Genomic DNA, 12,779 nt, shown 5'->3' with positions numbered 1-12,779 from the left:
TTGTTCACGATGGATGAATCCACCCATTTATTGCTCAATAATCGGAAGCATTGAAGCTTTGACTTGTTTTAAATAGTTGTTTACACTTTCTACTGCCAATTGCGGATCACCCTTCCCAATGGCTTCAAAAAGATCATCATGGATCTCTTTTCCAAAGCATGCCGGGTTCAGGCTCATAATATCGCAGATGCTCTTGTGCAGGGAATCGGTAATATGCTCATAGAGTTCAATAAACATCGGATTATGTGTGGCCCGGACAACTGCTTTATGAAAGGCAACATCCATATCGGCAAAGTGGAGAGTATCCTCACCCTCACTTGCCGTTTTGCAGCGCTCCAGACAAGCCCTAAGATGCTCCAGGTCTTCAGCTGTCCTTCTCTCGGCTGCCAGTTGGGCCGCCTCCCGTTCCAGTGCCAGCCGCACTTCAAGCGTATCCACAAGCCTGCTCTTTTGAATTTTTTTCTCCAAAGCCAATCCCAAATTCGTATCCGATTTTATTGTGGTCCCGATTCCTTGTCTGGTTTCCAGCATTCCGGCATGTACCAGCGAGCGAATCGCTTCCCGCAGTGTATTTCGACTGACAGCAAATTGCTCCATAAGCTCGGGTTCAGGCGGGATCTTCTCCCCTACTTTCCACTGTCCGCTTTCAATCATTTGCTCGATCTGTTCCGTTACCTGTTCCACTAATGTGGAGCGGCTGGTCTTCTTAATTGTCATAAGACTGACACCCCTTTCTTCAAACGTAGGATGATTGGTATATCGGTTAATCTAACATAACTATTTTTGCTTGTAAAGGCGAATTAATTTCAATATGAGCGGAAAAGCCATCAAAAAAACCTCCCTGAGGAGGCTATATCGGGTTTATTATTTGCATGCTCCTGAACAGCACCCGACCCCTGCACACGAAGTGGCGTGATATTTAGCCATTAGGAGACAAATGCGGAATTACAAATGCACACAGGCTAATGTACAGGCTTTTTTAGCCCCTGTGCGTATACTGACATCGTAACTAAAACTTCGGAAAGGTGTTGAAGTGAATGTCTTATGGTCATCATCACCATCACCATCACAACCCTTGTAACCAAGTTGGTCCTGCTGGAACTGGCCCTAACCAATTAAGCCCTATCGTAACAGCCCCAACACAAGTATACAACAATACGTTCCACCCGCAAGCCCAGCCAATTGTCCATCCAATTGAAGTTATCAACCAACATCACATTGTTCCTGTTCCAAAACATTACTACCCGGTTTCCTATAAAGATGTATGCTGCGGACCAGTAGGCCTTAGAGGCAAGAACACACGCGGATCGCGGAGACGCTAATTATTAGCGCGTTCATTACAAGCCAGCTGCCTGAATAAAGCAAAAGCCAGCCGTTCAGTTCACAGACGGCTGGCTTTGTTTATTAATTTTACAGGCTAACCGGCGCAGCCGCCCTGCTCCGCTTTCTCAAATATAAATAAATGGTCAGCACGACGATCGCTTCGGAAATCGGAATCGCCAGCCAGATTCCATTAACTCCGATAAAATGAGGCAATACGAGCAATATCGCCACCATCAGCAAAATTTCCCGGGCAATTGTGATCCAGATTGCCATTTTCACCTGTTCAGTAGCCTGAAAATAGGTCATCATAACAAAGTTCACACCCATAAATAGATAAGCTATAAAGAACAGGCGAATACCGTCTACCGCAAGCTGCCTTACTTCTTCGGCAAAGTTCCCAAATACAGACACCATCAGATTCGCGCCGAAGAAGCCGATCAGCAGAACCCCAAAACCAATTCCGACTGCTGTCTTAACCGCAATTCGTATGGTTTCCTTTTCCCTGGTTCTAAGCTTTGCTCCACGATAAAAGCTGATCAGCGGCTGAATTGCTGATCCCATCCCCAGGAATGCCATCAAAATAACACTATGGAGATAGTTCAATATTGAGAAGGCGGATACGCCGGCAGTCCCCGCCCATTTGACCATCGCAATGTTATAACCAGTTGTAAAAACTGCAATGCCGACTTCCGCAATAAAGCTGGGAAAACCAATGATGAACGTATTTTTCAGCAGATCCCACGAAAATGAAAACTTCCGGAATCTAAGCGTACTCTCTTTACGAAAAAAATGCAGAAACAAAATAGATGCGCCAACTGCAGCCGCACAAATCAGTCCCCATGCCGAGCCTTTAACTCCAAAATCCAGCTCAAATAAAAACAAGTAGTTAAACGCAACGTTCAGCACAGCCGTTACAATAAGCGAATACATCGCCAGATTCGGATTGCCGTCTGCGGATAACAAGGGCCAACACCTGCCATCCTTCCGAAAGGGCATCTTTTAGGATTCAATTCAATATTCGCACATTTACTTGCCTTAACCTCTAACCGTAACCTTTTTATTTTCGTTAGCCGTTTCCCATGGATAAATCACACGGTCACACAAACGCCTGATAAGCGGCTGGTCATGACTGATTACCAGTAGTCCCATGCCCTGCTGCTGCGCAATGCCAAGGACTGCATGCCAGATTTGCGCCTGTGTAATCGCATCAAGCATGGAAGTCATCTCATCGGCTATGAGAAAACTCGGCTTGCAAGCCAGGGCTCTTGCCAGACAGCAGCGCTGCAATTCACCCCCGGACAACTCGCGCGGATACCGATCCAGCCAACCCGGATCAATGCCGAGCAGAGAAAGCAGCTCCTGATCAGGCTTCGCCCCCTCCTCCACAATTCGCTGGAGCTTCCATTTCGGATTGACCGCCTGCTCCGGATGCTGAAAGATAAGCTGAACGGGGTACGGGACAGTATTCCCACCCGGCTTCCGGACTATTGAGCCGTCAGTTCGCCTGCGCTTCCATCCCTGCTTATCCGTGACAGCCCCTCCTATGGCAGAGGAACGCTCCCTGTTTTCGTGCTGAAGCGCTTTCTTCAGAACGGCACTCCCTTCGGCAGGCTGGATAAATCCCGCTAAAATCCGGGCAATTGTCGACTTGCCTGCTCCGCTTGGACCCATTAAGCCTGTTATTTGCCCCGGTTCCAGCGTCAAATCAATGTTGCGGAACAGCCAATTATCTTTTGCCAGCCTATAGCCCAACTGCTGTGCTTCAAGTCGCATCGATGCACCTCACCCACCCCTCGTTTACTCGGCGCACCGGGATTTGCCCTGAGCGGCAGGCCTCGCTTGCGGACTCACAATATTCCCGATATGGACAGCCCGCCGCGCTTCTTGCCGGTCGGACAAGAGGCTTGCCTTTCGGCGGAGTGAACTCATTACGCGGCAAAGCCGTCCACAATGCACGGCTATACGGATGTCTGAGCATGGTGCCGTCCCCGGAAAAATAATGCGCAGGAGCCACTTCTATGCTCGTCCCGCCATACAATACCGCAATCGCATCCGCGTAAGGGAGCACCGACTCCAGATCATGCGTGATCAGCAGCACTGCACTCCCTTCATCTGCCAGCTCGCGAAACCGCATCACGGTCTCCTGGGCCAGTTCCGCATGCAGGCCGCTCGTCGGCTCATCGGCAATGATCAGTTCGGCACCACCGAGTGTTGCCGTCGATACCAGCACACGTCTCATCATTCCTCCTGACAACTGGAACGGATACATCCTCTCCACCTGACTCTCCAATCCATAGCGCCGGAACATCGATCTGAGTTCCGTCCGGCTTCGCACACCTCCGCCAGACATTCGGACCTGCTTGCCAACCTGCATGAGCGGGTTCAAATAGCTGACAGATTGCGGCACAAGAGCAAGCTCCCTGCCCCGCAGTCTTTGCTGAAGCTGCGGGGTCAGCAATTCCCCCTTATACAGCATTTGCCCGCTCCAGCCGGCATTACGAGGCAAAATACCCATCACAGCATGAGCGAGCAGGCTTTTGCCCGAGCCGCTGGACCCGATGACTGCAACCAGCTGGCCGGCACCCACAGACAGCTCAAGTCCGTTCAGGCAAGCTTCTGTACGCTTGCGGAACCAATTGTAATATCGTGAGAAAAACACCGATAAATTTCGGATTTCCAGTACCGTCATGACTGCTCCCCCTTGTACAAGAACCTTCCTCAATTCTATATAAGTGTAATGGGCTATCCGGGTTCCGTTTCTTTAGTGAAACTTATCCGCCCAACACTGCAGCACCTATTTCACAAACCCGCCGCACACTGTAATTCATTCCTGTGCAGATGCCGGATGAATGAGCAGGCGGATATACTCCGACACCCGGTCGAATGAACGGACAATAAGCAGCAGAGCAGCTCCCGGGAAAAAGGCCAGCCACCACAGGCCTGTTGACAAATAGCGCATTGATTCGGATAAAATAATGCCGATTGCAGGCTGATGAGGCGACAGCCCCAAGCCCAAAAATGTAATCGAGGCTTCGTGCAAAATGGCATGAGGAAAAATAAGCAACATTCCTGTCAACAAGTGCGGCAGCAGATGAGGAAGCAGATGCCGGGTGGCAATCCACCAGCGCGACCGGCCAAGCCGGCTGGATAACCGGACATAATCCGTCTCTCTGAGCTGCAGCAGCTCGGCACGAATCATCCGTGCCATTGCAGGCCAATGCGTCACCGCAATGCCAATCAATACCCCTTTTACGCCACCGCCCAGAATAAAGGAGATCAGGATCAGCGTTACCAGGTGCGGAACACTGAGAAATAAGTCCGTGATCCATCCAATAATGTGGTCCATATATCTTCCTCCCATTGCAGCGGCAAGACCCATTATGGCAGCAATGAGTACACTGCTGGCAGCTGCTGCAAGGCCGACAAAGATGCTGAGTGTCAAGCCCTTTAATGTCCGGGTCAGCATATCCCTGCCCAGCCAGTCCGTTCCGAACAGGTGTGATAATGAGGGCGGCTGGTTTCTGATTTCAAGCCGGGCATCCAGCCCGCTCCCTGGAAGTGCCAGCCCAAACCCCAGAACCGCGAACAGCACCATGGCCGAGGCTATTGCCGCAATCACCGCACGCTGGCGGCGGTTCAGCCACTTCCCCCCTGAAGCTGTGTCCGGCATAGCAAGATTATCCGGCTTCAAGCGGATCGCCCCCGTCCCTGGATCGGATTCTCGGATCAATAATCGTATAGAGAAGATCCGCGATCATATTTCCCGCAAATACAAAGCAGGTGCTGAACAACACAATCCCGAGCAGCAGCGGCACATCACCGCGCAGTCCGGCCTGTACCGTTGCCTGTCCGAGACCCGGATAGGCAAATACCTGCTCCGCCAGTACAGCTCCCCCGAACAGCTCGCTAAAGGAAGCGAACTGAAGGGTCAGCGCAGGCAGTGCAATATTGCGCAGGCCATGACGCCAAAACAGTCCAAATCCCCGCTCCCCTCTCGCTCTGGCAAATATAATATAATCGCTGTCCAGCACCTCCGCGAGCTTTTGTCTCGTATGCAGTGCAATTGTGGCGATACCAGTCACGCTTAACACGAGCGCCGGCAAAAACATATGATAGATCCGGTCGCCCAGCGTCACCTGGTCTGCCGCCATCCCTGCCGGAACACCCAGCCCAAGCGGAAACCAGCCCAGCCAGACGGAGAAGACCATAATTAGCAGCAAGCCGAGCCAGAATGCAGGGGTTGCTGCTAGCGTATAGCAATACCAATGGATCATGCGGTCCACCCATGTATTGCGGTTCATTGCGGCAGCCGCCCCTGCCGCGAAGCCGATCAGGCCAGACAACGCCCAGGCGCTGACCATAAGCGCAAGCGAGCTTAGGAACCGCTCGGCAATGACATCCGTCACCGGCTGCCTGAATGTCATGGAGGTGCCCAAGTTTCCCTTCAAGACAGCACTCCCCCAGGTCAGGAACTGTGCAAGCGGAGGCTGATCCAGTCCCCAATAGGCGGCGATTTGTTCACGCTGTGCCTCGCTCACCTTCAGCAGGTCCGCCCCGACATAAGCCTGCACCGGATCAATTGGTGCCATCTTGACCATCATGAACGAGAGAATACTGATCGCTGCAAGAAGTACAACAAGCCGCAGCATCTTTCCCAGCAGAAATTTGAGCAGGCTGCGTATCATGGCATCCAGTCCCACTCTTCGATATTATCCGTCACCGGCCAGCCATGGCCGTGAGGATGAATCCGCTGCTTGCCGATATGGAGCTGCTCCTTCACCAAATACAGATGGTCGATATTGACGAGCCAGGCCCATGGGGCATCTCCAGCCATGCTGAGTCCTGTCTTGCCGTCCCATTGCGCTTTCTTCCAGTACCCGGCCGCTTCCTGCTCGCTCCCGGCACGAAGCGCCTTGTCCATCCATTCATCCACAGCAGCATTACTGTAATAATTCGTATTATAATAGCCTGCGCCTCTATACTTGCTGCTGTATACATTGTACATTTCCATCGGGTCCTGGCTGCCCCACCCCCATACGACCGCATGTGCATGCTTCAGCCGGTCGATGTCGCTCCAGCTTTTTCCCTCTACAATGATCTCAATGCCAATGGATTTGACCCGGTCTGCCACAGCAATTGCCAACGACTGGCGGATCACATCATTAGCCGGATAGAGCAGATGAAACGAAGCGCTCAGCCCGTCCTTCTCTACGATGCCGTCACCATCCTGATCCGACCACCCGCCTTGTCCGAGTATTGCGCGGGCATCTTCCAGATTGCCGTCTGCAAATCTTGAAGACTCATTCCACCAGGGCAGCCCGTCCACAATTGTATAAGCGGGTGTTCCGTGCCCCTCCAGCACCCCCTCCACCAGCGCTTTGCGGTCTACCGCAATATTAATCGCTTTGCGGATGGCAATGTCGGCTGTCACATCATTTCCGACCGGGTAGCCTTCTGCTGTCTGCTCTCCCGCCTTCACATAAGGAAAAGCAATGCCCCGGTTATCCACTGTCCGCGCCGTCTCCAGCCTCATGCCTGGAACCTGCTGTGTACTGAAGGTTGCGGGAATATAGGCGATATCGACCTCTCCTGCTTTTGCCGCGGCAAAAGCAGCATCCTCACTCAAGAACAACAAAGCAAGCTTTTTAAAACGGGGTTTGTCCCCGTAATAGTAGGGATTCGCCTCGGCAATCACCTGCTGCCCTTTATCCCACTGGACCAGAACATATGGGCCAGAGCCGACCGGCTTGTTTGCATAGCCCGCTGAATAGGCGTGCTGCGGCACAATACCCGTTGCAACCAGCTGAGAGACGAAGGTGGACTGAGGCTCCTTCAGTTCAAATTCCACCGTAAACTTGTCGGGTGCCGATACAGAAGCCATATTGGTCAAATCGATGACCGAGCCCCCTCCGGCTGCCGTTTCAAATGTAAATTTGACGTCTTCTGCGGTCACGGCTTCTCCGTCCGAGAAGCGGGCATCCTCCCGCAGCTTGACCGTCCAGTGCTTTCCGTCCGCTGACACCTCATAACCAAGCGCTAAATCACCCGTAATCGCAAGTTCATTGTTCCGTTTGAGCAGCGTGCTCTGGAATAGCGGTGAACCATAGCGGCCCCATCCGGCTGTCGGATCAAAGCCTTCTTCAGGCTCCGGGCCAACAGCGAGCACAAGGGAATTCTTCACCTCTGCCATGTTTTCCCCCGTTGGAGAGGGCTTGTCAGCGGTACTTGAGCAGCCTGCGGCAACAAGACAAATGAGAAGTAATACGGCGTATTTTTGGACATCAAACACTGCTCTTGTCATCTTTTTTCCCCTCACTTAAAAAGTATAGAGGGCAGCATCGCCTTCATGCAGTCAATTAACCTGTGATTGGCTTTTTTGCCCATAAAAAAAGAGACACTACGCCGGCTTCGCCCCTTGTAGTGTCTCTTTGATCAAAGATGTTGTTGGCGATAATTTTTATATGTCATAAATTCTAACATGTAAAATCATCGGAATCAACTGTTTTCAACCGTCTCCATTTGATCATGATGGTCCTGTTTAATAATTTCGATCTTTCGGATACGGCGCTTATCACGTTCCCGCACAATGAAGGTCAAATTCTCAAAATGCCACTCCACATTTTTTTCCAGATCAGGCTGCTGTGCATAGATCCAGCCCCCGATGGAGTCTACATCCTCATGCTCCAGGTTAATATCCAGCAGCTCGTTAATTTCGTCGATGAGCGCAACACCTTCCACAAGGTAGTGGTTCTCGTCAAGCTGCTCAATTTCCCGCTTCTCATCCTGGTCGAATTCATCACGGATTTCCCCGACAATCTCCTCCAGGATATCTTCAATTGTAATCATCCCTGAAGTACCGCCATATTCGTCCATTAACAGCGCAATATGTACATTCTCCTGCTGCATCCGCTTCAGCAGCAACTTCACCGGCATCACCTCGGATACGGTAAGAACGGGGCGCAGCAGCTTCTTCAGGTCAAAATCCTTCTGGTTGTCATAGCTGAGAAAGAACTGCTTTGTATTAATCATCCCGACAATGTTGTCCTTGTTCTCCATTGCAACGGGGAAGCGGGTATACTGTTCTCTTTTGATGATCGTAATATTTTCCTCCAGCGACTTGTTGGCGTACAAGCACATCATGTCGGTGCGGGGAATCATAATTTCCCTCGCAAGCAGCTCATCAAAGTTGAAGATCCGGTTTACATAACCGAATTCCGTCTTGTTGATTTTGCCGCTCTGATAGCTTTCGGACAGGATGATCCGGATTTCTTCTTCAGAGTGTGCTTCCTCATGTTCGCTGGCCGGCTTCATGCCGAACAGACGGATAAGCTTATTCGCCGAGCCATTCAGCATCCAAATGAACGGATACATGATTTTATGGAAGACAATGATCAGCGGTGCGCACAGAACGGAGATCTGCTCCGCCTTCTGAATCGCCAGTGTCTTGGGAGCGAGCTCGCCAAGCACAACGTGCAGATACGTCATCAGGAAAAATGCAATACCGAATGAGAGAATGTGCGTCAGGTTCTCGCCAATCTGAATCCGCTCGAACAAGGGACGCAGCAGGCTCTCAACTGTCGGCTCACCCAGCCAGCCGAGCGCAAGAGCCGTAATCGTAATCCCGAGCTGACAGGCAGATAGATAACCGTCCAGATTGGTGGTGACCCGTTGAACTGCCAGTGCATTTTTCTTCCCCTCAACCACCATCTGATCCACCCGGCTGGGACGAATGCGGATAATTGCGAATTCCGTCGCAACAAAGAATGCAGTCAAAATGATTAATATCGCCACTAAAAATAAATTGAGAAGCATGTCATCCTTCCTTCTTGTAGGCAAATGAAATTATTGTCGTTTCAGGTTCATATGAACCTGTTTCATGAACCTTATTATATATTGGATAAGTTTTACACTCAAACCGCCAATTAAGGGAAATTCACCTGAAATGGTCTGATTTTCATTTGTTTCGGGATGAAATACGGTCCGCTCTTCCATTTAAGGCTTTGACACCGGGCGCATCCCAATTTATCATTAACAAAAGACGGTTCCCTGATTTGGAATTAGTCCATCTTCCTGCTGCTTGCCCTTAGACAAGCCTTATTCCATCTGTGGCAGACATCCGGAAAAAACCCTGAGGCTTACAAGCGCATATTGCCTGCAAAGCCGATCCGCTTCTTATATTTCAAGACATAAACGAGGTGACTTGGCATGGAAACCTTGACCCTGACCCGTAAAGAAATGGCCTGTCTGCTGTACGCATTAAGCCGGTCATCGCAAATCTCGCCGCTCAGCATTGTTCAGAACAGCTGGCGGATCCGCCACCAGCGTGAAATGGAACAGGGCGAATCGATGAATGCCTTTATCGCCACATCCCTCTCGCCTGTCATGGAACGCATGATTAAATCCGGGGTTAATCCCGCATTTTCCCTGCATGACATCGTTTCATTGGGGGCTCATATTGAGTATACCCAATTTTCAGTTACTTCTGTTCAAAATTGGGTAAAAAGAGACTTCAAGTCATTTATCGGACAGCCTTCAGAGGGAAAAAGGTACTCTTTGCAGCAGATTGCACTGTTCTTTATTATTGAGGATTTGCGATCCACGCTTGATTATGAATCGATACGGAAATATTTCGGCATTATTTTCAGGGAACATTCCGAGCGGGCTGCGGGGATGGTTGAGCCACTGGAGTTTTATGCCGCCTATGCTTCCTTGTTCGAGGAATTGGATTCCCGCATCAAAGCGGTATCCGGGGAGCAGGGCGATCCGATCGCCAGATGGGATAAGCTGATTGACGAGATTGCTTATGAGAACGCCGCCATGCACAGCAGTTTGACGGAGCAGCAGCAAAAGGCGCTGCAAAGCGCCCTCCATGTTGCGATTATATCCGTACATACGTCAAGCTTCCATGCGCTTGCCCGGCGGTACGTCAATGGAATGGTTTTTCTGCATCAATTACATTAGTGAGGTGTTGTACGCTACATGGAACAATTTTGGTTGAATGTGAAGTATGCGCTGTTAGGTTTGTTTCAAGGTCTGACGGAGCCGATCCCGGTCTCCTCCAGCGGGCATCTGATTATTGCCCAAAATTTATTCGGCTTACATATTGAAGGACTGTCCTTCGAGGTACTGGTCAATTTCGCATCGCTGCTGGCGGTCCTGATTATTTACCGCCAGGATATTATCCGTCTGTGCATTAACGGATGGGCTTACCTGATCCGCCGCGAAGAAGCAGCCCGCTCTGATTTTATGTTCATTATTTATCTGGTCCTTGCCACGATTCCCGCAGGCATCGTCGGCTTTCTGTTCAATGATGTGATATCCGAGACATTCAAGGGCATGACGACTGTAGGGGTAACCCTGCTGATCACAGGGGTCGCCCTTTGGCTGATCCGCAATATGCGGGGCCGCAAGAGTGACTCACAGCTAAAAGCCAAGGACGCGCTGCTCATTGGTCTCGCCCAGGCCATTGCCCTCATTCCGGGCATCAGCCGTTCCGGCTCTACCATTGTAGCTGCGCTTGGCCTTGGCCTTAAGCAGTCAACCGCTTTGCGGTTTTCCTTTCTCATGTACATCCCGATCAGTGTAGGCGGGATGATTCTCGAGACGAAGCATCTTGTACGCGACCCGGATTTGGCAACCCATGCGCTTCCTTACACGCTCGCGTTCATCTTCTCCTTTGTCGCGACCTACTTCGCACTCCGGTGGTTCATGGGGGTCATGGAGCGCGGCAATCTGAAATACTTCTCCTGGTACTGCTTCGCAGCCGGAGCCCTTGTACTTATTTTTCTGACTTAATTTAGATCATCAAGCTGCGGCTTTCGATAGCCCGCAGGGTATTCCGATCCGAGACTGACCGGGAGGATGCCTTGCGGGCTATTGCTGCCATCCAGCACCTTTGCCAGCGCATCCAGTGAAAACTGGCGGTTCTCATAGAGGCACAGATAAGTGCCAACCTCAGGAAATGCCGCGATATCATACGGATTACGGGTGGATACGACGATAACCCGGGATTCCTTCACCCGGTTCAACGCCTTGACAAGACCACGCTGACCCTCCGGAATTGACCCTTCCGCCGTATAAGTTACCACTACAATTTGGTTATAGCGTGTACTCTGATTCATAACCTCGTGGATTTCCGCTTCTTCCGGCTCTGTACCGATTATGCACACAGCAACATCATACCCGGCAGCCTGCAGCGCATCCCCCAGCGTATACTTATGAACCGATGGCTCATCAACTTCCGTCTTGCGCCGCAGTTCCGGCCAGATTACCAGCACCGGCTGAGCGCTGTCCAGCGGCAGATTGCCAGTGTCACAGACGAGGGTGACACTTTGCTCCGCAGCGCGGCCCAGCAGACTGCTGCTGGCCTCTGGCGGTGTCAGCACGCCGCTATCAGCTGGCTCGACCGCAGTAGCAACCTGAGACGCACTCTCGGCAATAGCAAGCCGTTTCGCTTTCAGGGACAAAATCCGCTCCAGCGACTGGTCAATCCGTTCCTCGCTTATACGCCCGCTTCGCACCGCCTCACGAACGGCTTCAATTGCGCCAATCTGCTCCGGCAGCGTGTGGCTGACCAGGACAATGTCTGCTCCAGCCTCAATGGCGCGTACTGCGCCTTCGGCAATACCGCACTGCTTGGCAATTGCATGCATCTCCAGGCAATCCGTAATAATAAGACCCTCATAGCCCAGTTCATCGCGCAGCAGGTCTGTCAGCACACGGCGTGACAGTGTTGCCGGGATGGCATCCGGCTCGAACGCCGGAAAGATCACATGCGCCGTCATAATGGCATCGACTCCGGCCTCGATAGCCCGGCGGAATGGAAGCAGTTCGACCTGCTCAAGACGTTTCCGGTCATGCGGCACCGCAGCCAAGCCGTGATGGGAATCGACTGCCGTGTCGCCATGACCCGGGAAATGTTTGGCTGTGGCGCATACACCTGTTGTCTGATACCCGCGGATTGCAGCGGCGCCATGCACGGACACCTTTTCCGGGTCCTCTCCGAATGAACGGACACCAATTACCGGATTTCCCGGATTATTGTTCACATCAATACAAGGGGCGAAATTCAGGTTCATTCCTAGTGCAAGCATCTCCTGAGCAGACAGAACCGCTATTTCGCAGGTCAGCTCCGGGTCATTCACTGCTCCGAGCGTCATATTGCCGGGAATGCGGCTGATGCCATCATGATCCAGACGGGACACCATGCCGCCCTCCTGATCGATGGAGATAAACAGCGGAATATCCGGGTGATTGCGCGGCGAAGCCTGCAAGCTTGCCGACAGCTCTCTGATCTGGCTAACCGACTCTACATTTCTTCTGAAGTATACGATGCCCCCGATATGGAATTCATCCATTAATGCTTTAATGCCCTCATCCGGAATCAACCCTTTAAAACCGCAAATAAAAAGCTGTCCAATTTTCTCGTCCAACGTCCACTGTGACAATTGCAATTC

10 protein-coding genes and 1 pseudogene are annotated in these 12,779 nt (G+C 51.5%); 2 read left to right on the top strand and 9 right to left on the bottom strand.

What is annotated here, in order from left to right; translation table 11 throughout:
• Positions 1–27 precede the first annotated feature (27 nt).
• The 8 genes and pseudogenes from H583_RS0123235 to H583_RS0123200 form a co-directional block, all read right to left on the bottom strand.
• The gene (locus tag H583_RS0123235; protein WP_028562571.1) at positions 28–717 is read right to left on the bottom strand and encodes a FadR/GntR family transcriptional regulator; all 690 of its coding nucleotides are present in this window, start codon (positions 715–717) and stop codon (positions 28–30) included.
• Between the two features lie 693 nt (positions 718–1,410).
• Positions 1,411–2,274, bottom strand: a pseudogene (locus H583_RS33995) (MATE family efflux transporter); the annotation flags it as partial.
• Between the two features lie 84 nt (positions 2,275–2,358).
• Entirely contained in the window at positions 2,359–3,096 is a 738-nt protein-coding gene (locus H583_RS0123225; RefSeq protein ID WP_028562570.1) for an ABC transporter ATP-binding protein, read from the bottom strand.
• The gene (locus H583_RS0123220; protein ID WP_028562569.1) at positions 3,086–4,012 is read right to left on the bottom strand and encodes an ATP-binding cassette domain-containing protein; all 927 of its coding nucleotides are present in this window, start codon (positions 4,010–4,012) and stop codon (positions 3,086–3,088) included. The genes H583_RS0123225 and H583_RS0123220 overlap by 11 nt, the downstream gene beginning before the upstream one ends.
• A gap of 135 nt (positions 4,013–4,147) precedes the next feature.
• Positions 4,148–4,993 carry an ABC transporter permease gene (locus H583_RS0123215; RefSeq protein ID WP_028562568.1) on the bottom strand — a complete coding sequence of 282 codons (846 nt, stop codon included), beginning with the start codon at positions 4,991–4,993 and terminating at the stop codon, positions 4,148–4,150.
• A gap of 7 nt (positions 4,994–5,000) precedes the next feature.
• Positions 5,001–6,008, bottom strand: coding sequence for an ABC transporter permease (locus H583_RS0123210; protein WP_036710540.1), 1,008 nt, complete (start codon positions 6,006–6,008; stop codon positions 5,001–5,003).
• Positions 6,005–7,624, bottom strand: a complete 1,620-nt coding sequence (locus tag H583_RS0123205; protein WP_036710537.1) for an ABC transporter substrate-binding protein — start codon at positions 7,622–7,624, stop codon at positions 6,005–6,007. Before H583_RS0123205 ends, H583_RS0123210 begins: the two co-directional genes overlap by 4 nt.
• Before the next feature lie 194 nt (positions 7,625–7,818).
• Positions 7,819–9,135, bottom strand: a complete 1,317-nt coding sequence (locus tag H583_RS0123200) for a hemolysin family protein (RefSeq protein ID WP_028562565.1) — start codon at positions 9,133–9,135, stop codon at positions 7,819–7,821.
• A gap of 393 nt (positions 9,136–9,528) precedes the next feature.
• On the opposite strand from H583_RS0123200, the gene H583_RS0123195 reads away from it, so the two are divergent.
• Both H583_RS0123195 and H583_RS0123190 read left to right on the top strand, forming a co-directional pair.
• The gene (locus H583_RS0123195) at positions 9,529–10,284 is read left to right on the top strand and encodes a DUF1836 domain-containing protein (RefSeq protein WP_028562564.1); all 756 of its coding nucleotides are present in this window, start codon (positions 9,529–9,531) and stop codon (positions 10,282–10,284) included.
• Positions 10,285–10,302: 18 nt separating this feature from the next.
• Positions 10,303–11,118 (top strand): undecaprenyl-diphosphate phosphatase, encoded by an 816-nt coding sequence (locus H583_RS0123190; protein ID WP_028562563.1) that lies wholly within the window; start codon positions 10,303–10,305, stop codon positions 11,116–11,118.
• On the opposite strand, the gene nagZ is transcribed toward H583_RS0123190, so the two are convergent.
• Entirely contained in the window at positions 11,115–12,776 is a 1,662-nt protein-coding gene (gene nagZ / locus H583_RS0123185; protein ID WP_028562562.1) for a beta-N-acetylhexosaminidase, read from the bottom strand. The two genes, H583_RS0123190 and nagZ, sit on opposite strands and share 4 nt — an antisense overlap.
• Between the last annotated feature and the right edge of the window lie 3 nt (positions 12,777–12,779).

The sequence above is a fragment of the Paenibacillus pinihumi DSM 23905 = JCM 16419 genome, from assembly GCF_000422505.1.
Taxonomy (GTDB): domain Bacteria; phylum Bacillota; class Bacilli; order Paenibacillales; family Paenibacillaceae; genus Paenibacillus_D; species Paenibacillus_D pinihumi.
Note: the sequence above shows the minus strand (reverse complement) of the source record. Positions and strands in the feature narration are given on the sequence as shown.

Bases quoted from the DNA above. Each gene is read 5' to 3' on its own strand.
- H583_RS0123205 (WP_036710537.1), bottom strand. From the start codon at position 7,624: ATGACAAGAGCAGTGTTTGATGTCCAAAAATACGCCGTATTACTTCTC.
- H583_RS0123235 (WP_028562571.1), bottom strand. From the start codon at position 717: ATGACAATTAAGAAGACCAGCCGCTCCACATTAGTGGAACAGGTAACG.
- H583_RS0123190 (WP_028562563.1), top strand. From the start codon at position 10,303: ATGGAACAATTTTGGTTGAATGTGAAGTATGCGCTGTTAGGTTTGTTT.
- H583_RS0123215 (WP_028562568.1), bottom strand. From the start codon at position 4,993: ATGCCGGACACAGCTTCAGGGGGGAAGTGGCTGAACCGCCGCCAGCGT.
- H583_RS0123200 (WP_028562565.1), bottom strand. From the start codon at position 9,135: ATGCTTCTCAATTTATTTTTAGTGGCGATATTAATCATTTTGACTGCA.
- H583_RS0123195 (WP_028562564.1), top strand. From the start codon at position 9,529: ATGGAAACCTTGACCCTGACCCGTAAAGAAATGGCCTGTCTGCTGTAC.
- H583_RS0123210 (WP_036710540.1), bottom strand. From the start codon at position 6,008: ATGATACGCAGCCTGCTCAAATTTCTGCTGGGAAAGATGCTGCGGCTT.
- H583_RS0123220 (WP_028562569.1), bottom strand. From the start codon at position 4,012: ATGACGGTACTGGAAATCCGAAATTTATCGGTGTTTTTCTCACGATAT.
- H583_RS0123225 (WP_028562570.1), bottom strand. From the start codon at position 3,096: ATGCGACTTGAAGCACAGCAGTTGGGCTATAGGCTGGCAAAAGATAAT.